Below are 23,663 nucleotides of genomic sequence, written 5' to 3'. Positions count from 1 at the left end.
CGTGACTACTGTGAGATTCGACCAGCACTGGATCGAGCGTGAGGAGACCCCATGAGGGGCAAAGCAGCACTCGTCGTCGGACTCGTGGCGGGCTACGTGCTCGGTGCACGCGCAGGCCGCGACCGGTACGAGCAGATCAAGACTCAGGCCGCCAAGGTCTGGGACCAGCCCGTCGTCCAAGGACAGGTCGAGAAGGTGAAGGCGTTCGGCGTCTCCGCTCTCAAGTCCGTCCCCGGCGTGGTGTGGAAGGGCGCGAAGTCGGTCACCGGCGCGGCGTCCGGTTCCGGCACCGTGCAGGAGCGCGCCGAGCGCGCGGGACGCGCCGCGAAGCAGTCGGCCCACGAGGTGGCCGATGTCGTCGAGGATTCCGTCGACGACGCCAAGCAGGCGGAGAAGGCGGCCACCACGCGCGCGCAGGCGGCCAAGAGCGGCTCCACCTCGTCCGGGAGCTGACGCATGACCACTCCGCGCGGATTCCGCGATCGTTCCGACGACAGTCTGTTCACCCTCATCGGCGACATCCCCGATTTGGTGCGCAATCTCGTCGTCGCCGAGATCAACGGCGCGAAGGCGTGGGCGCAGCGCACGGCGAAAGACGCCGGGATCGGCGCCGGATGGTTCGTCGGCGCCCTGATCGTCGTCTTCTGGGCCGTTCCGGTCTTCTTCGCGTTCGTGATCGCGGGGCTGTCGTCGTGGTGGCCCGTCTGGCTGTCGGCGCTCGTCGTCTTCGGCGTGATGATCGTCGTCACCGCGATCCTCGCCCTTCTGGGCTACCTGCGCTTCAAGAAGCTCTCGAAGCGCGAGAACCCCGGCAAGGCCATCGCCGAAGACGTCCGAATCGTGAAGGAGGCCCGCGATGAGTATTGATCGTCCCGTCCCCGTTCCGCGTACCGCGGTGCCCCTCGGCATCACCGACCCGGTGCAGTCGGCCCGCGCCGAGCTCAAAGCCGCCCTCGCGGCCATCGAGGTCAAGGCCAACGCCCCGCGTCGCGCGAGCGAGGCCGTCGAGCGCAAGGTGCAGGAGGTTCGCGAGAAGGCTCAGCAGAACCCCGGTGCCGCGGCCGCCGCCGTCGCGGGCGTCGCCGCTCTGGTCGGCCTGGCCGTCTGGGGCATCGTCCGCGCCTACACGCGCTGAGATCGTCCGAAGCGGCCCGTCTCCCTCCGGGGGTCGGGCCGCTTCGTGATTCCGGGGGCCCGGGCGTGGCCGTCCTGCGGACTTCGTCCGCGACGCGCCGGTACGAGGGGCGGTCCCGCGGTGTGTCGGCCGTGGTCTCCGCGGGACGGTTCACGACCGGATGCCGTGACCCCGGCAACCCAGGGGCTACCCGAGCCCGGCCGTCCTGCGGACTTCGTCCGCGACGCGCCGGTACGAGGGGCGGTCCCGCGGTGTGTCGGCCGTGGTCTCCGCGGGATGGTTCACGACCGGATGCCGTGACCCCGGCAACCCACCGGTTACCCGACGCACGGCCCCGCCTACGGTTCGTTCGCGAAGAGCCCCTTCAACAGGTCTTCGAAGTACTCCGGTGTCACGGCGATCGGGCCCGCGTAGGCGTGGTCGAATCCGGCGATCGCGTACAGCAACAGGGCCACGAACAGCGCGAGCATGCTCGACATCAACAGGTGCACCCGGAGGTTTCGCACCTCGATCAGGCCGAGGAGGATCGCGTTGAGCACCGCACCTACGCCCAGCACGATCCACAGCACACTCGGCAGCGCGAGGTGGGTGAGCGCGATGCGGTCGCGGCGGTTCTCCACCAGCAGCTGGAACTGATCGAGGGACTGCTGCACGTAGAGCGTCTCGGCGGCCGTCGTCGGCTGCACGGCGCCGATCGCCCGCTGCATGGCCGATACATTGGCATCCGTCTCGGCGGGGATCTCCAGACGCCGCTGTCGGGGCCAGTCCAGGTCGATGACGTTGCGGGCGTACTGGGTGATCTGGGCCTGCAGTTCGTCGCCTTGCGGGTCGGGGAGCAGCGCCGCGGTGCGGTACAGCGAGGCGAGCGACGACGACTCCTCGAGCACGACGCCGTCGACCTCGGTGAAGTTGCCGTAGGCCGCCGTGGCGATGAGCGCGAGGGTCACGCCGTAGAAGACGCCGTAGACGCCCACCGCGTAGCTGAGCACGCGGTCCCACTCCTCACCGCGCGGTGCTGCCCGGCGTACCCACCTCCGCAGGGCCAGCAGGATCGCGCACGAACCTCCCACGACCAGGACGATGAACAGCGGCAGCCCCAGATACATGGGAAGGTCGTACAACCACATCGGCAGGCCTCTCGAAGGGCGTACCCCGACGCCGTCGTCGCACAGTACCAACGGGGAAGCGGCTTGCGCACGTGGCGGTGGTTCGTCGGCGAGTCAACCGGTTTGGACCGCCGCCCCGACCGGACGAGACTGGGAGTATGTCCGACGACAGCTCCTCCTCTGTGTACACGTTGTGGGCGGTTTTCCGCCGCGATCCCGAAAACGCGGTCACCGCCACCGACGCGACCGAACTGGCCGATCTCGTCTCGCTCATCGAGGCCGACGGCGTCACCGTGCGCGGTTTCTACGACGTGAGCGGCCTGCGCGCCGACGCCGACCTCATGGTCTGGTTGTACGGCGAAGACCCGCAGGCCCTTCAGCGCGACCTGCGGCGCCTCCGCCGCACCGATCTGCTGAAGAACCTCCTCCCCACCTGGAACGCGATGGGCGTGCACCGCGACGCGGAGTTCAACCGCTCGCACGTGCCCGGCTTCCTCCGCGGTATCGAGGCGCAGCAGTGGCTGTGCCTGTACCCCTTCGTGCGCAGCTACGAGTGGTACCTCCTGCCCGAGGCCGAGCGCCGCGAGATGCTCATCGAGCACGGCAAGAAGGGCTCGGCGTACAAGGGCGTCATCGCCAACACGGTGGCGTCGTTCGCCCTCGGCGACTACGAGTGGCTCCTCCCCATGGAAGCGGACGTCCTCACCGACCTCGTCGACATGATGCGTGACCTGCGGTACACAGAGGCCCGTCGCCACGTGCGCGAGGAGGTGCCGTTCTACACCGGTCGGCTGGTCACTCTCGACGAGATCCCCGAGATCCTTCAGTGACCGCGCCCCTGCGTCTCGGCACTCGCCGCAGCAACCTGGCGATGACCCAGTCGCAGATGGTCGCCGATGCCGTCTCAGCGGTATCCGGTCGTCCCGTCGAGCTGGTGCCGATCGTCTCGGAGGGCGACGTCAACCGCGCCTCGCTGTCGCAGCTGGGCGGACGCGGGGTGTTCGCGAACGGTCTGCGCGAGGCGCTCGCCGCGGATCGCTGCGACTTCCTCGTGCACTCGCTCAAAGACCTGCCGACCCAGCAGCCCGACGGTCTGGTCATCGCGGCGACGCCCGCGCGGGCAGATGCGCGCGACGTGGTCGTCACCCGCGACGGCACCCCGCTGGGCGCTCTCGCCGCCGGTGCGCGTGTGGGCACCGGCTCGCCCCGTCGTATCGCCCAGGCGCTGCGCCACAACCCGGGAGTCGACATCCACGACATCCGCGGCAACGTCGACTCGCGTCTCGCGCGGGTGCGCGATGGAGAGCTGGATGCCGTGATCCTCGCGGCCGCGGGCATCTCGCGGCTCGGCGGCGACCTCGGTGGCCTTCTCGCCGAAGAGCTCGGTCTGTCGGAGTGGCCGACCGCTCCGGGACAGGGCTCGCTCGCCGTCGAGACCCGCGACGACATCGATCCCGAGATCTACGCCGCTCTCGCCCGGTTGGACGACGAACTCACCCGCGTGGCCATCACGGCCGAGCGCACGGTCCTCTCGGCGCTCGACGCCGGGTGCAGCGCACCCGTGGGCACGCACGCCTCGCTTGTCGAGGGCGACCTGCGTCTGCGCGCGATCGTCTACGCGCTCGATGGGACACAAAGGATCGGCGTAGACCGGACGGTGCGTCTCGACCCGGGGTATGGTGGGGACACTACGGGCAGTGGCAATGGAGCTGATGCTGCCGACGACGGGGGACCGATCGCGCAAGCGACGCGAACGGGCCGAGAAGCCGCGCGTCGGTTGCTCGAACGCGGGGCGGCCGACCTGGTACCACGAGAGTCGACCACATGAACGAAGGCCACCAGCACACGCCGAACCCCTCGACGGGCAGCGTGCCGAAACCGCTTGCCGGTCGACGCGTCCTCGTTCCCCGAGGAGGCCCCTGGGGCGACGGCGTCGCCGCGAGCCTTCGACAGCTCGGCGCCGTGCCCGTCATCGCGCCGCTGATCAACTTCGCACCCACGAACGATCAGGCGACCCTCGACGAGGCCCTCGCCGATCTCGCCGCCGGCGCCTTCGACTGGCTGACGCTCACGAGCGCCACCACCGTCGACGTGCTGTACGCCTACAAGGCGGTCATCCCCGCCGAGACGAAGGTCGCGGTCGTCGGTGAGACCACCGCGGCCGCTATGCAGGCCGTCGGCTACCACGTCGATCTCGTCCCCGAGCGCGACAACTCGGCCCAGGGCATGGCCGAGCAGATGATCGAGCTCGAGACCGAGCCGCGGAAGGTCCTCACCCTCCGAAGCGAGATCGCCAAGCCCGTGCTCACGCGCCTGCTCATCGAGGCCGGGCACGATGTCCGCAGTGTCGTCGCCTATCGCACGGTCGGGGTCCCGGTCACTGAGAAGATCGCCGGCGACGTGCAGTCGGGGCGCATCAACGCGATCCTCGTCACCAGTGGCTCGGTCGCCGAGCAGGTCGTCGAGCAGTTCCCCGAGGTTCCGGCATCCACCGTCATCGCCGCGATCGGTCCGCGCACCGCCAAAGACGCCAAGCGCGCCGGACTCAGCGTCGACGTCGTGGCCGAGACCCAGACGGTCGACTCCCTCATCGACGCCGTCGCCCGCTTTCCCCTGAACATCGACGAATCGACCCCATGAGCTTTCCCGAGCACCGCCCGCGGCGTCTGCGCCGCACCCCCGCCGTCCGTCGTCTCGCTCGAGAAACGCACCTCGTGCCCTCGCAGCTCGTGCTGCCGATGTTCGTGCGCGAAGGACTCACCGAGCCGAGCCCGATCGGTTCGATGCCGGGCATCGTGCAGCACTCGATGGACTCGCTCCGCCGTGCGGTCGCCGAGGCGGCCGAGCAGCGCATCGGCGGGGTCATGCTCTTCGGCGTGCCCGAGACGCGCGACGCCGTGGGCTCCGGGGCCGACGACCCGAACGGCATCCTGAACCTCGCCACCGAGGCCGTGGTGGCCGAGGTCGGCGACGCGGTGGTCGTGCAGACCGACCTGTGCCTCGACGAGTTCACCGATCACGGCCACTGCGGCGTGCTGCGCGATGACGGCGCCGTCGACAACGACGCCACTCTCGAGCGCTACACGGCGATGGGTCTGGCGCAGGCGCGCGCGGGCTCGGCCATGCTGGGCCTGTCGGGAATGATGGACGGCCAGGTCGGTGCGGTGCGTGAGGCGCTGGATGCCGAGGGCTTCACCGACACGCTGATCCTGGCCTACTCGGCGAAGTACGCGGGCGCGTTCTACGGCCCCTTCCGCGAGGCCGTCGACTCGCAGCTGAAGGGCGACCGCCGCTCGTACCAGCTCGACCCCGGCAACGGCCGCGAGGGCGTGCGCGAAGCGCTGCTCGATGTCGAAGAGGGCGCCGACGTCGTCATGGTCAAGCCGGCCCTGCCGTACCTCGACGTGCTCGCCGACGTGAAGGCCTCCGTCGACGTCCCCGTGTGGGCGTACCAGGTGTCGGGCGAGTACGCGATGGTCGAGGCCGCCGCCGCCCACGGCTGGATCGATCGCCGGGGCGCGATCATGGAGAGCCTGCTCGGCATCCGCCGTGCCGGTGCCGACGCGATCCTGACGTACTGGGCGGTCGAGGCCGCCCGCTGGCTGCGCGCCGAGCTCTGAGCCCTGTCTTGCGGGGTCGTCGGGTGGCCGTGAAGCGCCCGGACCCGACCCCTTTCCCCGTGCTGCCCGGAAGAATGGATGCCATGACCGATCTCAACGACCAGTGGTTCGCCCGCGCGAAGGACGTCATCCCGGGGGGCGTGAACTCGCCCGTTCGCGCGTACGGCTCCGTGGGTGGCACGCCGCGGTTCGTGCAGTCGGCCTCCGGCTCTCGGATCACGGATGCCGCGGGTCGCGAGTACGTCGACCTCGTCGCGTCGTGGGGCCCGGCGCTCCTCGGTCACGCGCACCCCGAGGTGGTCGGGGCGGTGCAGTCCGCGGCATCCCGTGGTCTGTCCTTCGGCGCCCCGACGGGGGCCGAGGTCGAGCTCGCCGATCTCGTCGCACAGCGCGTGCAGGTCGGCGACCTGAAGCCGATCGAGAAGGTGCGCCTGGTCTCGACCGGCACTGAGGCGACGATGACCGCCATCCGCCTGGCGCGCGGTGTCACCGGTCGCGATCTGCTGATCAAGTTCGCCGGGCACTACCACGGGCACTCCGACGGGCTGTTGGCTGCGGCGGGCTCGGGCGTCGCCACGCTCGCGCTGCCCGGATCCGCGGGTGTTCCCGCTCCGATCGCCGCGCAAACGCTCGTGCTGCCGTACAACGATCTCGACGCGGTGCGCGAGGTGTTCGAGGTGCACGGCGAGAACATCGCCGCGATCATCGTCGAGGCCGCCTCGGCCAACATGGGAGTCGTTCCGCCGCTCCCCGGCTTCAACGCCGCGCTCGCCGACATCGCGCACAGCCACGGCGCCCTGTTTGATCATGGACGAGGTGCTCACCGGTTTCCGCGTGCACCCCGCCGGATTCTGGGGCCTGCAGGCCTCGCAGGGCGAGCGCTATCTGCCCGACATCCTCACGTACGGCAAGGTCATCGGCGGCGGCATGCCTCTGGCCGCTCTCGCCGGTCGCGCCGAGATCATGGACCATCTGGCGCCCCTGGGCCCGGTGTACCAGGCGGGAACGCTGTCGGGGAACCCGCTGTCGGTGGCTGCAGGCCTCGCGACGCTCCGCCTCGCGACGCCCGAGGTCTATGCGGCGGTCGACGCCGCGGCCGCTCAGGTGTCGGAGGCGCTGGACGCCGCGCTGACGGCCGAGGGCGTCGTGCACGCCGTCCCGCGCGCGGGGTCGCTCTTCGGCGTCGCGTTCCTGCCCGAGGTACCCCTCGACTACGCCACCGCCCTGACGCAGCAGTCGTACCGCTACGCCCCGTTCTTCCACGCGATGCTGGATGCCGGCGTCTCGCTGCCCCCGAGCGTGTTCGAGGCCTGGTTCCTCACCGCCGCCCACGACGACGTCGCCCTTGACCGCGTGCTCGAGGCGCTGCCGGTGGCGGCGAAGGCGGCCGCGGAGGCGCTGGATCCGACGCTGCTCGCGCAGTAGGGATCATCCCCGAGGGGGATGCGTTTCGTCCTTTGCGATGATGCGCGGGGCAGGCCCGGTCGCGAGGCTGGAGTCATGCTCCCCGCACGCACTCAGCCCACCGCCTTCTCGTCGCTGCTGTCGCGGCTCGCGTCGTGGTGGCCCACCTCCATGGCCCCGCGGCGTCGGCGCGCGACGTGGCAGCCGTGCCCGCGCGGCCAGGTCTGATCAGCGCCAGGTCCAGCTGAGCAGGGCCGAAAGGGCCCGGATGCCGGCCTCGCTGACGTCGCCGTACTGGCTCGCTATCGCGCGGACGGTGCGGTCGGCCCACGCGGCGAGATCCGTGGCGTCGGCGCCGGGGGTCACGGCATCCATTCGCTCGATCAGGCCCTCGACACGGTCGCGGAGGGCTCGGTCGGGGACGGATTCGGGATGCCGGCCGGGGACGGCGGAGCCGTCGGCCCAGATGTAGGCGGTGAGGGCGGTGTCGAGGGTCATGGTGTCTTCTGAGCGGTCTAGAACGGAGAGGTCTGCGGTACTACGAAGGGCCAGCGCCAGGTGAGGGCGTCCAGGGCGTCATCGGAGAGGCGGGGCATGATCAGCCCCAGACGGGCTCGGACGCGGCCGAGGAGCCCGTCATCGGAGGGCGCCACCTCGTGGAAGACGATCGATGCGGAACCGCGGACGAACGCGGCCAAGACCGGCTCGAGCGCCGGGAAATCTTTCGGGAATCGCGCCGCCACAGGGGCGACGTCGTCGATTGGTTCCGGCGTCACGCCCCACCCGGTGAAGAGCACGATCGCCTCGCTCAGCTGTGCATCGTCGACGACGGGCGCTGACGCGATGCGCTGTTCGGGGAAGCGCGCTCGGGCGTCGACGACCGTGGCGGGATTGCGGAACCTGCTGTTGGCGGTCCACCAGGTCTGGCAGAAGTCGCACCGGTACAGGAAATCGTCGGGCGACGTCGCGACGATGAAGGCGGGCTGACCTTCGCGCATCGCCAGGTCGAGGCACGCGGGGCAGCCGAGGGGTTTCGGCTGCTCCGGGTCGTGAATGCGGGCGGAGAAAGATCGCATTAGGACTCGGTGTGGGCGCCGCTCTCTTCGTCGAGGAAGAAGAATGGCTCCACGAACTTGCCCGGGGTGGTGATGGTTGACGGCTCACCAGCCTGTGCCAGCTGCAAAAGCTCATGCACGGCGGCGACAAGGGCATCGAGAGTCGGAGGGAGATCAGCCCTCGGGTCCGGCTCCGCCAGTTGCTCGACGATGACCACCGGACGACCGTCCGGGAGACGGGTGTGGGCCACCTCGAGGAGGACGACCTCCGGGGGAAGAACCACCTCCTGCTCCGCGGGATGCGCGGAGAACGCCGCGATGTCGCGTCCGGTACGGCTGACGATGGCGGCAATCGCGGGCGTGGAAAAGTTCTCGGTCGCGATCCGCGGGTCTTTACTGGTGGCGGTGACGCCACGGGTCCATCGAGCAGGCGCGAGCTGCGGGACCGAGGGGAGTCCGTGGAACACGATTCCTGTGTAAGTCGGTAGCTTCTCGAGCGCTTGCAGGAAGCGCGTCGCCGCTTCTGCGGGATCGAACATGAGTGCTCGTGTTTCGTGCGTGTTCGTCAGCGGTGCGGCTACAGCCCCAGCGACCGGCGCAATTCGTCGTCGAAGTTGCGCGTGACGCGTTCGGATTCTGCCTTCTCTCCGGGAGTCAGGCGCACCCCCGGGCGATGCGTCCTGCGTACTTGTTCGAGGATGAAGGCGCACGCCTCCGACTCCGATGCGAAACGCGCCAGTTCAGACCACTGGCCACGATCCTGCGCCCCAACCGCGAAGGAGGACGGCCCGTCTTCCCGGAGGATCAGATCACCGGTAACAGGATCGCCGTCGCCCACGCGTGGGTGTTGAGGGCTCGAGATGGGAGCAGAGCCGAACTCATCGCGGAGCAGACCGCACAACTGCTCGAATGTCAGGTCTTGCATGCTCAATTCTCGACTTTCGTGAGGTACCCGTGTTCCTCAAGCCACTGGACGGGCTTCGGGAGGTGGAACTGAACGCCTCCACCGGGCTGCTCGAACCATGGCGCGATGGCACCGGCGCGCGGCATCCCGGACTCTTCGTCGAAGGGCTTGGTCACCCGGTACTGGAAATAAGGCTGACCGACCGAGTCCGGCGGGATCGCTCGCTCCGGGAACGGCGTGCCCGAAGGCGACGTGTATCTACCGTACGGCTCGCCGTAGCGGTCCATGATGTAGCCCTCGGGGAGGTCGACTTCCTTCGGGGCCCTCCCCGCCGACAGGTCGAACCCGTCATCCGGCGGGTAGCGCCATCCGCCCGTCGATTTGTCGTAGTTGACGCTTTCAGGGTTCCAGTACTTCTCAACGAACTCAGACTCCGAGAGGTCGCCGAAGCGCTGATATGAATCGGGGATGTTGGTGTGCCCCGGGGTTGCGTCGGTGACTTCCGAGGGACCGAGGTGATCCGATGGATTCCGGGCGACCGGCGGCGGATCGGGAAGCGGCGAGGTCGGCTCGTGCGGGTGTGCGGAAGGCGCGTCGGCGGCGGGCCTGCCGCCGGCGGCACGGCGGGGCACCTTCTCGAGGAGACTCGCCCCCTTGCTCATCAGCGCCCGCAACTCGTTCAACAGGTCCCCGAGCTTGCCGCACGAGCGCAGCAGGCCGGTGAGCTTGCCGCTGATCTTGGCGGTCCAGCTCGCAACGCGGGAAGAGACCTGGCTGATGATCCAGGGGGTGGCGAGGCCCACGGTGACGACGGCTTCGGTGGCCCACGAGATCGCCGAACCGACGAGCTGCGAAAGGATGTCGCGGACGAGGTCGTGGACGACCTGGACGATCGTGGAGGCGATCTGCAGTCCGGTGGCCATGGCGCCCGCCCATAGGCCGGAGGCGCGGATGTGGGCGGCTGCGTCGGTCTGGAACCGGCGGTAGGCCTCGATCGCTTCGCCGGCCATGTCGTCGAGGTCGCTGACGACGCGGTCGAGGTAGTCGGCGGAGCTGTTGAGCTGGTTCTGGACGTTGGTCCACGTCTGCGAGAACCCGGCGACGGCGCCGGCATCGCCCGTGAGGTCGTTGAACCAGCCCTTGATCGGCTCGAAGTGGTCGATGAGCCAGCCGAGGCCGGCGGCGATGAGCGAGCCGAGCGGGTCGATGGCGGTGGCGACGGTATCGACGACGGTGCTGAAGGCGGCGAGGCCGCCCTCGACCCAGTTGCCGGACTCGATGGCGGATGCCAATTGGGTCCCGGAATCGAGGAGCCCGGCGCCGCTGAACGGCGTCGCTGTGTCGACCGGACCGGCGACGAGCGCGTTGCTCACAGGCCCGTCTCCAACGCGCGGATCGACTCGAGCACCTTCTGCTCGTACGCGTCCATGTCGCTGCCGACCCCGACGATCTCGGTGGCGGAGCGGCGCACCATGTCTTCGGCGGCACCGATCAACGACCGAGCGGCGTCGGCCACCATCGTCGCGGGCGGCACGAGGAACGAACACAGCACCCCGAACGCCTCGGCGTTCAATCCGCCGGACGATCCTGCGTCACGGGCGACGGAGATGTCGGATGCCACGGCGCTCAATCGCGAGGCGTGCGAGCCGATGAGCTCGGAGTCGACGGCGATGCGATCGGCCACGCGCGTCAGACCCGGAAGCCCATGGGCTGGGCCGGGGGCTCACGATCGAGTTCACCCGCGAGGTGACCGACGATCGGAGAATCAGCCCCGAACGCGACCCGGGTGATCTCCAACGCCTGCTCGCCTGCCAGCACCTGAGCGCGCCCGGCGGTCTCGACGATCAGTTGCTCCAGCGCATCGGGACGCAGCTCGTACGCCGCATCGGCGAGGCGGATACCGGCCAGTCGACCCGCTGCGTCGACGGTCACCGTGACCTCGCGACGCGGAGAGGTCGCCGAAGCGCGGACCGCGTCGATGTCCGCCTGCACCTGCTGCGCCTGCGCTGCCCGAACCTGCGCTTCGGCCACCTGCTGCTCGATCCGGGCGATGGCCGCCTCGGCTTCACGAGAGGAGAAGAGGTCTGTCACTCGGGTGATCGTAGCCCTCAAGTCCATGACCTGGGTCAAAGATGTGAGAACTTTCATTTTCGCGCCGTTCGTGCTGGCGCCATCTGGGTGAGGTGTCTCAGTCTTCTATGCGCGCTTCGGGGAATGCCGCTCGAGCGGCATCCGGTGACACGGGGTTCTGGTAGCGCTGCGTTCCGATCCACCACGTCCGGCAGAAGTCACACCGATACAACAGGTCGGACGGAGACGTGGCGAGGACAAATCGCGGTTGATACGGCTTTCCGGAGTGCGACAGACAGATCTGGCATCCAAGATCATTGCCCATACACAACTCCTTTCACGTTTCTGTCTGAGGCTGGCTGCGCCGCTCATCACGCCTCGACCGAACCGGTCAGCGCAGATTGAGAAAGCCCCAGCGCCAGCCGATGGCCCTGACCGCGTCTCCCGACAGTCCAGGAAAAAGCTCCTGGATGCGCGCATGCAGCCGGTGCCGCAGCGACTGGTCGAACGGGCCCACGTCATGAAGGGTGATCGCTTCAGAAACTGCCAGAATCCGGCGGATCTCCTGCTGCAGAGAGAGCGCCTCGCGCGGACATGTCGTGATCACTGACGAAGGGTCGTCGACCGGCATGGGTGAACGCCCCTCACCGATATAGCGCACCAAGGCGTCGCTGATCACCGTCTGGTCAACGGCGCGGGCAGCCTCGGTCATGCGGGCGATCGTACCCCGGGCCCATCACCGGTAAAACCGACGGGTGAGCAGGCCAGGTCGGGGTGGAAGACTGAACCAATGCTTCCTCCCCCGCCCCGTGTCGTCGTGCTCGCCGGTGGAGTCGGGGGGCGAAGTTCACCCTCGGCGTCCGCGCCGCCCTTCGCCGGCTGAAACGCTCCCGAGGCCACCGTCGTCGTTAACACGGGCGACGACCTGTGGCTCTCGGGTGTGAAGCTCCTTGTCCACCTTCAGGGTATACGAGGAGAAAGCCGGCGACAGGCATTCCGGGGGAATGCTGCGTTCCTGGAACGTGACCGACGCAGGGGAAGCAAACTTTCCTGTGTCTTCCTCTGGCCTGGCAGGTGATATTCGGGTGATCATTTCCCTTCGGAAAGAACTTCCGATGCGGGTCTTATTGGCCGCGAGGTGTCGAACCCGCCATCAGGCGGCCATGTCCACTCCGGGTATCCGTTCTCATAGAAACCCCGGAGATGTGTATCGACAAAATTCCGCCCCGCGGTCGGCAAGGCCAGCGGGCGGCAGGCAGTGGCCTTGCTTGATCCTCGGCCTGAGGCATGCGACCGTCTGGGCGGTATTTTCAGTCGGAGATGGCTCCGCTCGCGGCCTTCCACTCCCGAAGACGCTGTTCCCGCCGCGCGCGCTGTCTATCTCCACTTGCGAGTGATTCTCGCTCCTCCTCCGGTGAATATGTAGGCGTCACGCCCAGTCCGGGCTCGAGATCTTGCCACGCCCACGCGCAGGCATCCGCCTCGCTGGCGAACGTCAGTTCCTCCCCCGCCTCGTTGAGGACAGGGCGCGCTATAGTCCGTAGGTCACCCCGCGTGGCAGTGAATCGTCCGCCCTCATGCTTTACGAGACAGATGACCGTAGGGATTGGCTTGCCGTCATGAGCTAAGGAAATGATCCGCGGCACCCCCTCGACGCCCACTCTCTCTCTCACGAGTTCTTTCAATTTTTCGTAATCCACTATTCGCTCTTTCCTACTTCGGCTTCAAGTAGCCGGCTTCAATCCACTTCGATATTCCGCCAGGAAAATAGAATTGAGTCCCTCCGCCGGGCTGCTGGAAGTCTGCTTGAATGTTCCCCACTTTGACTTCCTCGGGGAGTTCCTTGAGGACGATGAGCTCGTGTGTTTTGAAGCTTGGTGCGAGGCGATCTGGTGGGAGGCTTTGAGTAACGAATGCTGTGCCCGGAGGGGACGCGTACTCACCGATGTCCTTCAGGATCGGAGCCGGAGTAAGGCGCGTTATCGTATCGTTCTTGCTGAGTACCGTGCTGGCCGGGTCTATGGGGAGCGAGGTATCGAAGCCGTTTGATTCTGGCCATCTCCAATCCGCGTGACCCTCTCGAGTGAAGCGCCGCAAGTGAGTATCGATGAACGAATTTCCGTCGAGGTTCCCGAATGGTCTGTAGTCAGGCAGATGCGCATTTGCCGCCCACTGTTTCATATCACTCACAAGCTGGTCTCGACGTGGGTCCAGCCGACGCACACCCGGTAGGGCGACAACGGCTTCTTTCGCGTTATGAACTGCGGTCTTCCCCTTGTCTAGCACTGCGGAGAACTTCTCGGCGACCTGAGCCATTAGCGCCCGCAGCTCCGTCAGCAGATCCCCGAGCTTGCCGCACGAGCGCAGCAGACCGGTGAGCTTGGAGCTGATCTTCGCGGTCCAGCTCGCTACGCGCGACGACACCTGCGCGATGATCCAGGGGGTGGCGATGCCGACGGTGACCACGGCCTGTGTGGCCCACGAGATCGCCGAGCCCACGAGCTGCGACAGGATGTCGCGCACGAGGTCGTGAACGACCTGCACGATGGTCGACGCGATCTGCAGGCCGGTCGACATGGCTCCGGCCCATGACGCGGAGGCGCGGATGTGGGCGGCAGCGTCGGTCTGGAACCGGCGATATGCCTCGATCGCCTCGCCGGCCATGTCGTCGAGGTCGGTGATGACGCGCTCGAGGTAGTCGGCGGAAGCATCGAGCTGGTTCTGGACGTTGGTCCATGTCTGCGCGAAGCCGGCGACCGCTCCGGCGTCGCCGGTCAGGTCGTTGAACCAGCCCTTGATGGGCTCGAAGTGATCGATCAGCCAGCCCAGGCCCGCGGCGATCAGCGAGCCGAGAGGGTCCATCACGGCGGCGACGGTGTCGGCCACCGCTCCGAACGCTGCAAGCCCGCCCTCGACCCAGTTGCCTGACTCGATCGCCGCGACGAGTTGAGTCCCGGAATCGAGCAGACCCGCCCCGCTGAACGGCGTCGCGGTGTCGACGGGGCCGGCGATCAGGGCGTTGCTCACAGGCCCGCCTCCAGTGCCCGGACGGTCTCGAGCACCTTCTGCTCGTAAGCCTCCATGTCGCTTCCCACCCCCACAATCTCGGTCGCTGAGCGTCGCACCATGTCTTCGGCGGCGCCGATCATCGACCGTGCGGCGTCCGCGACCATCGTGGCGGGTGGAACGAGGAACGAGCACAGAACGCCGAAGGCTTCCGCGTTCAGCCCGCCCGAGGAACCCGCGTCGCGGGCGACGGAGATATCGGATGCCACGGCACCCAGCCGAGACGCGTGCGCGCTGATCAGCTCGGCATCGATGGCGATGCGATCGGCCATCGGACTCAGACCCGGAATCCGGCGGGCGGTGCGGACGGCGGCTCGCGATCGATCTCTCCCGCGAGCCGCTCGACGATCGGCGAGTCCGCACCGAAAGCGGCGCGCGAGATCTCCAACGCCTGCTCGCCGGCGAGACGTTGGGCCCGCCCGGCCGTCTCCACGATCAACTGCTCCAACGCGTCGGTGCGCAGGTCGTAAGCCGCGTCGGCGAGGCGGATGCCGGCCAGTCGACCCGCGGCATCCACGGTCACGGTGATCTCCCGACGCGGCGACGTCGCCGACGCGCGGACGGCGTCGGTGTCGGCCTGCACCTGTTGCGCCTGGGCTGCCCGAACCTGCGCTTCGGCCACCTGCTGCTCGATCCGGGCGATGGCCGCCTCGGCTTCACCCGAAGAGAAGAGGTCTGTCACCCCGCGAGCGTAGTCGTTCTCCTCATGAGCGAGCAGCACCATGTGAACAATTTCATCCGCCCCGCGGGTGAAAGACTGAACCAATGCTTCTCTCCCAGCCCCGTGTTGTCGTGCTCGCCGGTGGAGTCGGGGGGTCGAAGTTCACCCTCGGCGTCCGCGCCGCCCTTCGCCGGCTGAACGCTCCCGAGGCCACCGTCATCGTTAACACGGGCGACGACCTGTGGCTCTCGGGCGTGCGGTTGCAGCCCGACGTCGACTCGATCACCTACGCCCTCGCCGGGGTGAACGACACCGAGCGCGGCTGGGGTCGCGCGGGCGACACCGAACGCGTCAACGAAGAACTCCAGGCGTGGGGCGCGGGCTGGCCGTGGTTCACGCTCGGCGACCTCGACCTCGGCACCCACCTGGCCCGCACCGGGTGGCTTCGTGACGGACACACCCCGACCCAGGTGCTCGCGCGCATGGCGGAACGGTGGCCGCTCGGCATCCGGGTGCTCCCCATGACCGATAGCGAGGTCGACACCCACGTGCTGCTCGAGGACGGCGGGCGAATGCACTTCCAGGAGTGGTGGACGCGCCACCGCGCCCAACTCACGCCCCGCGCCTTCGAGAACCCCGGGATCGCGGATGCCGTGCCCGCCCCGGGCATCGCCGAGGCGATCGCGGGGGCCGATGTCGTCCTCATCGCGCCGTCTAACCCCGTCGTGTCGATCGGGCCGATCCTGGCGGTTCCCGGAATTCGGGATGCCGTCCGGGAGACGTCTGCGAAAGTCGTCGGCGTCTCGCCGATCATCGGCGGGCGGGTCGTGCGCGGCATGGCCGACGTGTGCCTGACGGCGATCGGGGTCGAGACCTCCGCCGCGGCAGTCGCCCGGCACTACGGCGCACGGTCGGCGGGCGGCGTGCTCGATGCGTGGCTGCTCGCGGAGGAGGATGCGGCTGCGGCCGCGGACGTCGAGGCCGCCGCTATCCGCGCGGTGGTCGCCCCGTTGTGGATGCGAGACGAGGCGACCTCGGCCGCGATCACCGAGGCGGCACTGGGGGTCTGAAACGCGACGGTCACACTGAGCGTGGGCGGAAGCAGCAGGTCTGCAGGCCCCAATCCCCTCACCCCCCGCACAGGCTCGTACCCTCGGGCGCCGCGTCCACGACCGTCGTGGTCACGGCGCTGGAGCCGGTGGCCGTCCCCGCTGGCAAGTCGGCGACCGGATGCAGGAGAACCTGCCGTTCGCCGATGAACGCCCCGGTCTCGGGATCGATGATGATGTCCTGGCGGAAGCCGCCCTCGGTCTCGTCGCGGCCAATCGCGGTGCCGGTCCGGCCGTTCAGCGTGGCCTGCTGCTCGGTGATCGTGACGCCGGGGATGAGTGCTGCGGTGTCGTAGAAGACCGAGCGCAGTTCGGCCGAAACGGTTCCCGAGCGGAGGCGATCGGCGATCCACACCAGGGCCTCTCCATCGCGCGACGGTCCGGCAGCCCCGTTGTCCTGATAGATCTTCTGGAGCAGTTGCCGTGGGTCGCGAGGGAGCGCGGCGGCGGTGTTGGCATCGAGGGTGACGACGGAGTAGCCGCTCTCGGTCTTTCCTCCCGGGAACGCTTGACGTGCGTCGTGTTCGAGGCCCCCTGCCTCAGCGGCGAACGTCTCCGAGCGGGGGCCGAACGTCTGCACGGGCTCACGCGCGCACCGAACCTCGATCCAGTCAGCTGATCGGTCGGCTGGCACCCAGAGGGCTCGCAGGTCGCGTTCGAGAAACGTCGTCAGGTCGCCGTCCCGGAGGTTGCCGTCGTTCTCGCGGCGGGCCTCCTCGGCATCCGCCTCGGTGGTGCCCATGGCGGCGTACAGAGCGTCGGTGCGCACCTCGAGGTACTGTCCCGGACCGACGACGGGGTCCGTCACGCTGCGTGCCGCCGCGGCGGCTGAGCCCAATACCGCCGCTGCGGCGGGGTCCGCACCGACCGGGGCGCCGAGGGCGCCGCCGAACACGAGCACCCCGGTGAGGGCGCAGGTTGCCGCCACAGCCGAACCGACCCAGATCCACCGCTGGCGTGGATGACGGCGAGCGGGGGGAGCGGCGGGCGCGTCGATTGCGCGTAACAGCGCGGCGCGGCCGCGGATCACGTCGTCAGGATTCCGCTCGGGAACGTCGGCCCGGACGCGGTTCAGCAGCGAGATCTCATCCACGGTGGTGCTCTCTTTCTCGGCTCGGAGCCGGGGTGATGTGCGGGGTGATCGCAGCGCGGACCTTTCGCCGCGCGCGGCTCAGACGTGAGCGGACCGTTCCCAGGGGAATGTCGAGGGCTTCGGCGATCCCCGCATAATCGAGGTCTCCGAACGTATGGAGCAGCAGCACGTCACGGTCGCCGCGTGACAGGTCGGCGAGCGCGGTGCCGAGGTGCGGGGCGAGTCCATCGGCATCCATCCGCTCCTCGGCGGTCTCGATGTCGTCGACGTGCACTCGTGCGATGTCGGCCGCGAGCATTCCTCGCCAGGCCCGGGCCTCGAGGCGCGAGTGCTTCTGCATCAGGACGGTGGCGATACCGAGGAGCCACGGGCGCGCGTCGAGGCCACCGGTGAACGAGGCCCGACGCGCGAAGGCGACGAGGAACGTCTCGGACGTCACGTCTTCGGCGAAGGCTACGCCGAGGCGTCTGCCGACGTAACGGTGCACCACGCGCTGGTGCCGGTCATAGAGATCGGCGAAGACGGCCCCGTGTGTCAGGGACCGCACGATGATGTCGCCGTCGTGGGTGCTCACACTGGGTATTGTCCGATTCGCGGAAAAGGTTCTCGATTCGCTCGTCGGATTTCGGGAATGCGGTCGAACGCTCGGACACCCAGCCCGCTCAGGCCGCTGCCGCCGCCAAGACCGCCGCCGTCCGCGGCCCCACGCCCAGCGCCACGGCCTCGGAGAGCTGCGCGGCGGTGTCGACGTCGCGGTGCAGCGTCGAGTCGCGCGCGACGCTCAGGTCGGTGCAGCCGAGCAGGCGGTGGCGTGCGGCGGAGTCGGGACCGAAGGCCGAGACCCACACCGCCCCGGCGCGTGCAGTGATGAGCGTGGAGCCCGTGCCCTCGGCATCCGTGACCAGACCTCGTTCGACGGATGCCGCGCGCTCGAGCGCGGCGTCGAGATCGGCGGGCCGCAGGGCGGGGACGTCGCCGAGCAGGGCGGCGCGGGGCGAACCGACACCCGCGACGGCTGCCCCCAGAGCAATGGCTGCGTTGAGACCGCGGGTGTCGCCCTCGGGCACGACTTCGACGGTGCGCGAGCGGCGGAACTCGGCGCGGACGCCCTCGTCGTCGGTGACGACGATGACGCGTGACACCAGGTCGGCGGCGGCTGCGGCGGTGATGGTGTCGAGCGCGATGGCGCGCGCGAGGGCCTCGCGGTCGGTACCGACGTCGGTGAGACGCGTCTTGCCGACCGCGGCGGGTTTCACCGGGACGACGATCGTCCAGCCGGAGGTGTCGGGGGTGCTCATTGCCTCCATTGTGTGCCGAACCCCCGACATTTCCGCGCGGGGGTAGCGGGGTGCCGCAAAAGATGCACGGCCCGCCCCGCCGCCCGCCTCAGCTGAACCGCTTGCGCAGGCGAGGGAGGATCTCCTCACCGTACATGCGCAGGAACTCCTCCTGGTCGTGGCCGGGGTCGTGGAACACGAGGTGGCGGAAGCCGAGGTCGACGTACTGCGCGATGCGCTCGACGTGCTCGTCGGGGTCGGTCGAGACGATGAAGCGCGACGCCGCCCGCTCGATCGGCAGTTCGTTCGCGAGCCGCTGCATCTCGATGGGGTCGTGGACGCTCATCTTCTCTTCGGCGGTGAGGGCGAGCGGCGCCCAGAAGCGCGTCTTCTCCATCGCGGTGTCGTGATCGGGGTGGTACGACACCTTCACCTCCATGAGGGTGTCGACGTCGTCGCGCGTGCGGCCCGCCTTGGCGAGGCCGTCGTCGAGGGCGGGGAGGAGCTTGTCGGTGTAGAGCTCGGGATCCTTGCCGCTCGTGGTGATGTATCCCTCGGCGATGCGGCCGGCCAGGCGCGTGGCGGCGGGGCCCGAGGCTCCGATGTAGATCGGCACCTTCTGCTCGGGGCGGTCGTAGATCGTGGCGTCCTTGACCGAGTAGTAGGTGCCCTCGTAGGTGACGCGTTCGCCGGCCCACAGCTCGTTGATGATCGCGATCGCCTCTTTGAGTCGCTGGAAGCGCTCGGGCGGCTCGGGCCACTCGAGACCGAGCGTGACCTCGTTGAGGGCCTCGCCCGTCCCGACGCCGAGCACGACGCGGCCGGGGTACATCACGCCGAGGGTCGCGAACACCTGCGCGATGACGCCCGGGTGGTAGCGGAAGGTCGGGGTCAGCACCGAGGTTCCGATGATGACGCGCTCGGTGCGCGCACCGAGGGCACCGAGCCAGGGGAGGGCGTTGGGGGCGTGACCGCCGTCGTGCATCCACGGCTGCAGGTGATCGGAGAGGAAGACGGAGTCGAAGCCCATCTTCTCGGCGAGCACCCCGAAGTCGAGTAGCTCGTTCGGCCCGAACTGCTCGCTCGAGGCCTTGTAACCGAATCTGAGGGGAATGCTCATGGGTGGCTCCTCTTATGTGTCAGCTGCGCACGGGGCTGTGCGCCGGGTTCGAACTCCGACCCGTCGGCGCCGGTGAGGCGCTCGCGGAACGCCTGGACGGTGCCCGGCCACAGCAGGGTCAGCCGCCCCGAACGCTCGTCGACGTACCAGTTGCGGCATCCGCCGGTCATCCAGGGAGTGGATGCCGCGGCGGCGGCGATCTCGTCTGTGTAATCCGCCTCGGCCTCGGGGCGGACGCGCAGCACCCGGTCGGGGCGGCGGTCGCGCTCGGCGAGAGCGCGCACCACGTAGGCGGCCTGCTCCTCGGCCATGAGCACGGCGGAATTGTGCCCGAGGCTGGCATTGGGGCCGTTGAGGACGAAGAGGTTCGGGAAGCCCGCGACCACGGTGGAGCCGAACGAGGTCATGCCCTCCGACCAGTGCTCGGCGAGGGTCGTCTCGTCGCCGCGGACGAGATCGGCGTAGGGCTGCTGGGCGGCGGCGAATCCGGTGGCGAGCACGAGCACGTCGGCCTCGTGGGTCTCTCCGCCGGCGGCGGTGAGCGTGGAGCCGTCGACGCGCGAGAGGGCCGTCGGCTCGAGGGTCACGGCCTCCGAGGCGACGGCGGGGTAGAACGCGTCCGAGAGCAGCACGCGCTTGCAGCCGAAGGCGTAGTCGGGGGTGAGCGCCGCGCGCAGTGCAGGGTCGGCGACCTGCGCGTGCAGGTGTGCGACGGCGGCATCACGGGCGGTGGCGGATGCCGCGGCGTCGCCCGAACGCGAGGCGAAGCGCTGCTCGCCCTCGGCGTAGAGCTCAGCCCGTAGTCGCGCGAGGGCTCCGGGATTCTCGGCGAGCCGATCGCGCTCGGCGGCGGGGATGTCGCCGCCGCCGCGGGGCATGATCCAGGCCGGCGTGCGCTGGAACAGCGTCACGTGGGCGGCGGTGCGGGCGAGTTCGGGCACGAGCTGCACGGCGCTCGCTCCGGTCCCCACCACCGCGACGCGCATCCCCGTGAGGTCGGCGTCGTGGTCCCAGCGAGCCGAATGGAACAGCGGCCCGGGGAATGACTCGAGCCCGGCGATGGCGGGGACGTTCGGCTCGGTCAGCCGACCGCACGCGAGGACGAGGGCACGGGCGACGAGCGGCTCGGCGCCGGTGTCGATGCGCCACACTGCGTCCTCGGCATCCCACCGCGCTCCGAGCATCGGGGTGCGAAGACGCAGTCGATCGCCCAGGGCTTCGCTTTCGGCGACGCCGCGCAGGTAGTCCTGGATCTCTCCGCCGGGGGCGAAGGTGCGAGACCATCGCGCGTTCGGGTGGGCGGCGAGGCTGTACAGGTGCGCCGGCACGTCGCAGGCGACACCCGGGTAGGTGTTGTCGCGCCAGGTGCCGCCCACGTCGTCGGCGCGTTCGAGCACGACGAAGTCGTCGCGCCCGGCGCGGCGGAGGGCACCGGCCATGGCGAGGCCGGCGAACCCTGCCCCGACGATCGCGGCGTCGAGGATCCTCACGCGCGCGGCCCGTCGGCGGGGAGGGCGTAGCGGGTGCCCCCGCTCGTTTCGATGTACGGGGCGGACGGGTCGGGCAGCGGCACCGCCACCCGGTAGTCCGTCGTCCGCAGTCGGAAGGGACGCATGAGGCTTCGCGCGATGCGCTCGGCTGCGGAGACCGGCAGCTCGAGCCCGTGCTCGATACCGGTATCGGGCAGGACGCGTCCGTCGTAGAGCGTTCCGCCCAGGTCGTCTCCGCCGGAGCGCAGCAGCGCGGCCGCCGTCTCGCGACCGACGCGGGTCCACGGGATCTGCACGTGCGAGATGCTCCCCGACAGCGCGAGGCGCGACACGGCGACCATCGCACGATGCTCGTCGACCGGGCTGCGGCCCTCGACGAGCGCCACGTCGCCGCCGGGCAGGGGAATCGGTACGAACTCGGCGAAGCCGCCGGTCTCGGCCTGGATCTCGCGCAGGCGCCGCAGATGCGCGATGCGCTCCTGGGCGGTTTCGACATGCCCGTAGAACAACACCGACGTCGAGCGGAACCCCGACCGGTGAGCCGCGGTGATCCCCTCGATCCACCTGTCGATCTCGAGATCGAACGGTGCGACGAGGGCGCGCACACGCTCGCTGAGGACCTTCACGCCCGTACCCGGAACGGTGTCGACCCCGGCCTCGCGCATCGCTGCGAGGGCACCGTCGAGACCGAGACCCCCGCGCTCGGCCAGGTCGCGGACATCGGCGGGGCGATAGGCGTGGACGTGGATGCCGGGAGCTGCGCGCTTCACCGTGCGCACGAGGTCCAGGTAGGCGGCGGGATCTTCGGCGGGCACGAGCGAGCCCTGGATGCAGATCTCGGTGGCCCCCAGGGCCGCGGCGTCGGCAGTGATCTCCGCTGCGTCCTCGAGATCGAACTCGCCGCTGCCCGTACGGCCGGCGCGCCGGAACCCCGTCGAGGTGAGGTTGCGGTTCTGCACGAGGGTCACGGGTTCGCCGACGGTGTACCGGCGGGCGTCATCGGCGGCCGCGGTGAGCTCGTCGAGCTCAGCGCCTTCCGCGCGCAGGAGTCGTACCCAGTCGTCGTCGTCGAGATCGGAGGCTCGGGATGCCGCCCGCTCGGCCAGCCGCTTCACCCCGGGGTCGTGGTCGGGGGCGCCCCCGCGAGCGGAAGAGGATTCGCCACGAGAGGAGGCTTCGGCGCGAAGGGATCCTCCCGCTGCGGAATCTCCTTCCGTCGAGACGTCGTCCGCGCCCCTCGCGCGGGCATCGGTGCCCTGCGGGATCACGTCGGCCGCGAGCCCCGTGGCATCGGCCAACGCCAGAACCGGCTCGCGAAGCGCCGGGTCGAGCCAGCGAGCGGCATCCGCGACGTACTCGGGGTGTGCGGTGAGACGCTCGCGCAGGTAAAAGCCGCGGGTCGCGGTCTGGGCGGCGAGGTCGTCGATCTGCGGCCACGGTCGCTCGGGGTTGACGTGGTCGGCGGTGAGGGGCGAGACCCCGCCCCAGTCGTCGATGCCCGCCTCGATCAGCAGCCCCAGCTCGCGCGGGTCGGAGAGGTTCGGCGGGACCTGGATGCGCATATCGGCGCCGAACACGAGCCGCGCGACGGCCACCGCGGCCAGGTAGTCGTGCATGTCGGCATCCGGCGCGCCCTGCATCGCGGTGCGGGGCTTCGCACGGAAGTTCTGCACGATGACCTCTTGCACGTGACCGTGCCGGTCGTCGATCTCGCGCAGGGCGACGAGCGACTCGGCGCGGTCGCGCACGGTCTCGCCGATCCCGACGAGAATGCCCGTGGTGAACGGGATGCCGGCGGCCCCGGCGTCGTCGATGACCTTCAGGCGCAGCGCCGGGTCTTTGTCGGGCGAGCCGAAGTGCACCTGCCCGGGCTCCTCGTACAGCCGGCGCGAGGTGGTCTCGAGCATCATGCCCATCGACGGCGACACCGGGCGGAGGGCGGCGAGCTCGTCGGGGTGCATGACGCCGGGGTTGGCGTGCACGAGCATGCCGGTCTCGGCGGTGATGAGTCGGGCGATGTGCGCGACGTAGTCGATGGTCGAGGCGAAACCGTGATCGTCCAGCCAGGCGCGGGCTTCGGGCCAGCGCTCTTCCGGGCGGTCGCCGAGGGTGAGGAGCGCCTCTTTGCAGCCGAGAGCCTGACCCTGGCGCACGACGGAGAGCACCTGCTCGGGGCTCATGTACGCCGGCTTTCGCAGCAGGCTCAGCTGACCGGGGGTGTCGACGAAGACGCAGTAGTGGCACCGGTCGCGGCACAGCGTGGTGAGCGGGACGAACACCTTGCGCGAGTACGTGATGACGCGGTGGCGCCCGGCGCGGTCGAGACCCTCGTCGCGCAGGGCCGAGGCGACGCGCAAGAGCGCAGGGAGCGGGGCGCTCAACAGCGCCTCGGTCTCATCGACGTCGGGGCGGTGACCCGACGAGATCGCCGCCAGAAGGTCGTCGATCGAAGCGCCTCGGGCCGGTGCGACTCGCGGCGCAGCGCTGCCCGTGCTCATTCGTCCAGGCTATCCCGCACCTCCGACATACGGGCCGCCTCGACGCGCACCGGGT

At 69.3% G+C, this 23,663-nt stretch carries 27 protein-coding genes and 1 pseudogene; 10 read left to right on the top strand and 18 right to left on the bottom strand.

The window, feature by feature from the left end; all coding sequences use genetic code 11:
• Positions 1–51 precede the first annotated feature (51 nt).
• From QE416_RS03910 to QE416_RS03900, 3 genes are read left to right on the top strand one after another with little or no spacing between them, the layout of a single operon-like run.
• Positions 52–453, top strand: a complete 402-nt coding sequence (locus QE416_RS03910) for a hypothetical protein (protein ID WP_307313663.1) — start codon at positions 52–54, stop codon at positions 451–453.
• A gap of 3 nt (positions 454–456) precedes the next feature.
• A complete protein-coding gene (locus tag QE416_RS03905; RefSeq protein ID WP_307313660.1) occupies positions 457–867 on the top strand; it encodes a phage holin family protein in 411 nt (136 codons plus the stop codon).
• Positions 857–1,135 carry a hypothetical protein gene (locus tag QE416_RS03900; protein ID WP_307313658.1) on the top strand — a complete coding sequence of 93 codons (279 nt, stop codon included), beginning with the start codon at positions 857–859 and terminating at the stop codon, positions 1,133–1,135. The genes QE416_RS03905 and QE416_RS03900 overlap by 11 nt, the downstream gene beginning before the upstream one ends.
• A 338-nt stretch (positions 1,136–1,473) precedes the next feature.
• Here QE416_RS03900 and QE416_RS03895 read toward each other — a convergent pair whose 3' ends face one another.
• Entirely contained in the window at positions 1,474–2,262 is a 789-nt protein-coding gene (locus QE416_RS03895) for a DUF4239 domain-containing protein (protein ID WP_307313656.1), read from the bottom strand.
• Between the two features lie 137 nt (positions 2,263–2,399).
• On the opposite strand from QE416_RS03895, the gene hemQ reads away from it, so the two are divergent.
• From hemQ to QE416_RS03865, 6 genes and pseudogenes are all read left to right on the top strand, one after another.
• On the top strand, positions 2,400–3,071 hold the full coding sequence (gene hemQ, locus QE416_RS03890; RefSeq protein WP_267788499.1) for a hydrogen peroxide-dependent heme synthase: 672 nt from the start codon (positions 2,400–2,402) through the stop codon (positions 3,069–3,071).
• Positions 3,068–4,069, top strand: a complete 1,002-nt coding sequence (gene hemC, locus QE416_RS03885; RefSeq protein WP_307313653.1) for a hydroxymethylbilane synthase — start codon at positions 3,068–3,070, stop codon at positions 4,067–4,069. Before hemQ ends, hemC begins: the two co-directional genes overlap by 4 nt.
• Entirely contained in the window at positions 4,066–4,881 is an 816-nt protein-coding gene (locus QE416_RS03880; protein WP_307313651.1) for a uroporphyrinogen-III synthase, read from the top strand. Before hemC ends, QE416_RS03880 begins: the two co-directional genes overlap by 4 nt.
• Positions 4,878–5,861, top strand: a complete 984-nt coding sequence (hemB, locus tag QE416_RS03875) for a porphobilinogen synthase (RefSeq protein WP_307313649.1) — start codon at positions 4,878–4,880, stop codon at positions 5,859–5,861. The genes QE416_RS03880 and hemB overlap by 4 nt, the downstream gene beginning before the upstream one ends.
• Positions 5,862–5,935: 74 nt before the next feature.
• Positions 5,936–7,286 (top strand): annotated as a pseudogene (gene hemL / locus QE416_RS03870) (glutamate-1-semialdehyde 2,1-aminomutase).
• A 75-nt stretch (positions 7,287–7,361) separates the two neighbouring features.
• Complete coding sequence (locus tag QE416_RS03865; RefSeq protein ID WP_267788495.1) at positions 7,362–7,493, top strand: hypothetical protein; 132 nt, start codon at positions 7,362–7,364, stop codon at positions 7,491–7,493.
• On the opposite strand, the gene QE416_RS03860 is transcribed toward QE416_RS03865, so the two are convergent.
• The 11 genes from QE416_RS03860 to QE416_RS03810 form a co-directional block, all read right to left on the bottom strand.
• Complete coding sequence (locus QE416_RS03860) at positions 7,494–7,763, bottom strand: hypothetical protein (protein ID WP_307313645.1); 270 nt, start codon at positions 7,761–7,763, stop codon at positions 7,494–7,496. It abuts the gene before it with no gap.
• A 17-nt stretch (positions 7,764–7,780) separates the two neighbouring features.
• A complete protein-coding gene (locus QE416_RS03855; protein WP_307313642.1) occupies positions 7,781–8,341 on the bottom strand; it encodes a hypothetical protein in 561 nt (186 codons plus the stop codon).
• Entirely contained in the window at positions 8,341–8,859 is a 519-nt protein-coding gene (locus QE416_RS03850; protein ID WP_141378282.1) for a hypothetical protein, read from the bottom strand. Before QE416_RS03850 ends, QE416_RS03855 begins: the two co-directional genes overlap by 1 nt.
• Positions 8,860–8,897: 38 nt before the next feature.
• A complete protein-coding gene (locus QE416_RS03845; protein ID WP_141378281.1) occupies positions 8,898–9,245 on the bottom strand; it encodes a hypothetical protein in 348 nt (115 codons plus the stop codon).
• Between the two features lie 2 nt (positions 9,246–9,247).
• On the bottom strand, positions 9,248–10,597 hold the full coding sequence (locus QE416_RS03840; protein WP_307313640.1) for a TNT domain-containing protein: 1,350 nt from the start codon (positions 10,595–10,597) through the stop codon (positions 9,248–9,250).
• A complete protein-coding gene (locus QE416_RS03835; protein WP_056224595.1) occupies positions 10,594–10,908 on the bottom strand; it encodes a hypothetical protein in 315 nt (104 codons plus the stop codon). The genes QE416_RS03840 and QE416_RS03835 overlap by 4 nt, the downstream gene beginning before the upstream one ends.
• A 5-nt stretch (positions 10,909–10,913) precedes the next feature.
• Positions 10,914–11,315 carry a YbaB/EbfC family nucleoid-associated protein gene (locus QE416_RS03830; RefSeq protein ID WP_267788486.1) on the bottom strand — a complete coding sequence of 134 codons (402 nt, stop codon included), beginning with the start codon at positions 11,313–11,315 and terminating at the stop codon, positions 10,914–10,916.
• Positions 11,316–11,685: 370 nt separating this feature from the next.
• Positions 11,686–12,006, bottom strand: a complete 321-nt coding sequence (locus QE416_RS03825; protein ID WP_141378278.1) for a hypothetical protein — start codon at positions 12,004–12,006, stop codon at positions 11,686–11,688.
• Positions 12,007–13,007: 1,001 nt separating this feature from the next.
• A complete protein-coding gene (locus QE416_RS03820; RefSeq protein WP_307313636.1) occupies positions 13,008–14,321 on the bottom strand; it encodes a TNT domain-containing protein in 1,314 nt (437 codons plus the stop codon).
• A complete protein-coding gene (locus tag QE416_RS03815; protein WP_307313634.1) occupies positions 14,318–14,632 on the bottom strand; it encodes a hypothetical protein in 315 nt (104 codons plus the stop codon). The genes QE416_RS03820 and QE416_RS03815 overlap by 4 nt, the downstream gene beginning before the upstream one ends.
• A gap of 5 nt (positions 14,633–14,637) precedes the next feature.
• Positions 14,638–15,042: a YbaB/EbfC family nucleoid-associated protein gene (locus tag QE416_RS03810; RefSeq protein WP_307313631.1), complete on the bottom strand. Its 405-nt coding sequence runs from the start codon at positions 15,040–15,042 to the stop codon at positions 14,638–14,640.
• Positions 15,043–15,125: 83 nt separating this feature from the next.
• On the opposite strand from QE416_RS03810, the gene cofD reads away from it, so the two are divergent.
• Positions 15,126–16,091, top strand: a complete 966-nt coding sequence (gene cofD / locus QE416_RS03805; protein WP_307313630.1) for a 2-phospho-L-lactate transferase — start codon at positions 15,126–15,128, stop codon at positions 16,089–16,091.
• 58 nt (positions 16,092–16,149) lie between these two features.
• On the opposite strand, the gene QE416_RS03800 is transcribed toward cofD, so the two are convergent.
• From QE416_RS03800 to cofG, 6 genes are all read right to left on the bottom strand, one after another.
• Positions 16,150–17,223, bottom strand: coding sequence for a CU044_5270 family protein (locus tag QE416_RS03800; RefSeq protein WP_307313629.1), 1,074 nt, complete (start codon positions 17,221–17,223; stop codon positions 16,150–16,152).
• Entirely contained in the window at positions 17,216–17,797 is a 582-nt protein-coding gene (locus QE416_RS03795) for an RNA polymerase sigma factor (protein ID WP_267788479.1), read from the bottom strand. Before QE416_RS03795 ends, QE416_RS03800 begins: the two co-directional genes overlap by 8 nt.
• Positions 17,798–17,885: 88 nt before the next feature.
• Positions 17,886–18,521: a 2-phospho-L-lactate guanylyltransferase gene (cofC, locus tag QE416_RS03790; RefSeq protein ID WP_307313628.1), complete on the bottom strand. Its 636-nt coding sequence runs from the start codon at positions 18,519–18,521 to the stop codon at positions 17,886–17,888.
• A gap of 88 nt (positions 18,522–18,609) precedes the next feature.
• The gene (gene fgd, locus QE416_RS03785; RefSeq protein WP_307313625.1) at positions 18,610–19,620 is read right to left on the bottom strand and encodes a glucose-6-phosphate dehydrogenase (coenzyme-F420); all 1,011 of its coding nucleotides are present in this window, start codon (positions 19,618–19,620) and stop codon (positions 18,610–18,612) included.
• The gene (locus QE416_RS03780; protein WP_307313623.1) at positions 19,617–21,110 is read right to left on the bottom strand and encodes an NAD(P)/FAD-dependent oxidoreductase; all 1,494 of its coding nucleotides are present in this window, start codon (positions 21,108–21,110) and stop codon (positions 19,617–19,619) included. Before QE416_RS03780 ends, fgd begins: the two co-directional genes overlap by 4 nt.
• A complete protein-coding gene (gene cofG / locus QE416_RS03775; RefSeq protein WP_307313619.1) occupies positions 21,107–23,608 on the bottom strand; it encodes a 7,8-didemethyl-8-hydroxy-5-deazariboflavin synthase CofG in 2,502 nt (833 codons plus the stop codon). The genes QE416_RS03780 and cofG overlap by 4 nt, the downstream gene beginning before the upstream one ends.
• Positions 23,609–23,663: the final 55 nt, after the last annotated feature.

This window comes from Microbacterium sp. SORGH_AS_0421, from assembly GCF_030818635.1.
Lineage (GTDB): Bacteria > Actinomycetota > Actinomycetes > Actinomycetales > Microbacteriaceae > Microbacterium.
Note: the sequence above shows the minus strand (reverse complement) of the source record. Positions and strands in the feature narration are given on the sequence as shown.

What these genes read in the sequence shown, in the direction of transcription:
- QE416_RS03910 (WP_307313663.1), top strand. Translation starts at nt 52, where the DNA reads ATGAGGGGCAAAGCAGCACTCGTCGTCGGACTCGTGGCGGGCTACGTG.
- QE416_RS03905 (WP_307313660.1), top strand. Translation starts at nt 457, where the DNA reads ATGACCACTCCGCGCGGATTCCGCGATCGTTCCGACGACAGTCTGTTC.
- QE416_RS03900 (WP_307313658.1), top strand. Translation starts at nt 857, where the DNA reads ATGAGTATTGATCGTCCCGTCCCCGTTCCGCGTACCGCGGTGCCCCTC.
- QE416_RS03895 (WP_307313656.1), bottom strand. Translation starts at nt 2,262, where the DNA reads ATGTGGTTGTACGACCTTCCCATGTATCTGGGGCTGCCGCTGTTCATC.
- hemQ (WP_267788499.1), top strand. Translation starts at nt 2,400, where the DNA reads ATGTCCGACGACAGCTCCTCCTCTGTGTACACGTTGTGGGCGGTTTTC.
- QE416_RS03880 (WP_307313651.1), top strand. Translation starts at nt 4,066, where the DNA reads ATGAACGAAGGCCACCAGCACACGCCGAACCCCTCGACGGGCAGCGTG.
- hemB (WP_307313649.1), top strand. Translation starts at nt 4,878, where the DNA reads ATGAGCTTTCCCGAGCACCGCCCGCGGCGTCTGCGCCGCACCCCCGCC.
- QE416_RS03865 (WP_267788495.1), top strand. Translation starts at nt 7,362, where the DNA reads ATGCTCCCCGCACGCACTCAGCCCACCGCCTTCTCGTCGCTGCTGTCG.
- QE416_RS03860 (WP_307313645.1), bottom strand. Translation starts at nt 7,763, where the DNA reads ATGACCCTCGACACCGCCCTCACCGCCTACATCTGGGCCGACGGCTCC.
- QE416_RS03855 (WP_307313642.1), bottom strand. Translation starts at nt 8,341, where the DNA reads ATGCGATCTTTCTCCGCCCGCATTCACGACCCGGAGCAGCCGAAACCC.
- QE416_RS03850 (WP_141378282.1), bottom strand. Translation starts at nt 8,859, where the DNA reads ATGTTCGATCCCGCAGAAGCGGCGACGCGCTTCCTGCAAGCGCTCGAG.
- QE416_RS03845 (WP_141378281.1), bottom strand. Translation starts at nt 9,245, where the DNA reads ATGCAAGACCTGACATTCGAGCAGTTGTGCGGTCTGCTCCGCGATGAG.
- QE416_RS03825 (WP_141378278.1), bottom strand. Translation starts at nt 12,006, where the DNA reads ATGACCGAGGCTGCCCGCGCCGTTGACCAGACGGTGATCAGCGACGCC.
- QE416_RS03815 (WP_307313634.1), bottom strand. Translation starts at nt 14,632, where the DNA reads ATGGCCGATCGCATCGCCATCGATGCCGAGCTGATCAGCGCGCACGCG.
- cofD (WP_307313630.1), top strand. Translation starts at nt 15,126, where the DNA reads ATGCTTCTCTCCCAGCCCCGTGTTGTCGTGCTCGCCGGTGGAGTCGGG.
- cofC (WP_307313628.1), bottom strand. Translation starts at nt 18,521, where the DNA reads ATGAGCACCCCCGACACCTCCGGCTGGACGATCGTCGTCCCGGTGAAA.
- fgd (WP_307313625.1), bottom strand. Translation starts at nt 19,620, where the DNA reads ATGAGCATTCCCCTCAGATTCGGTTACAAGGCCTCGAGCGAGCAGTTC.
- cofG (WP_307313619.1), bottom strand. Translation starts at nt 23,608, where the DNA reads ATGAGCACGGGCAGCGCTGCGCCGCGAGTCGCACCGGCCCGAGGCGCT.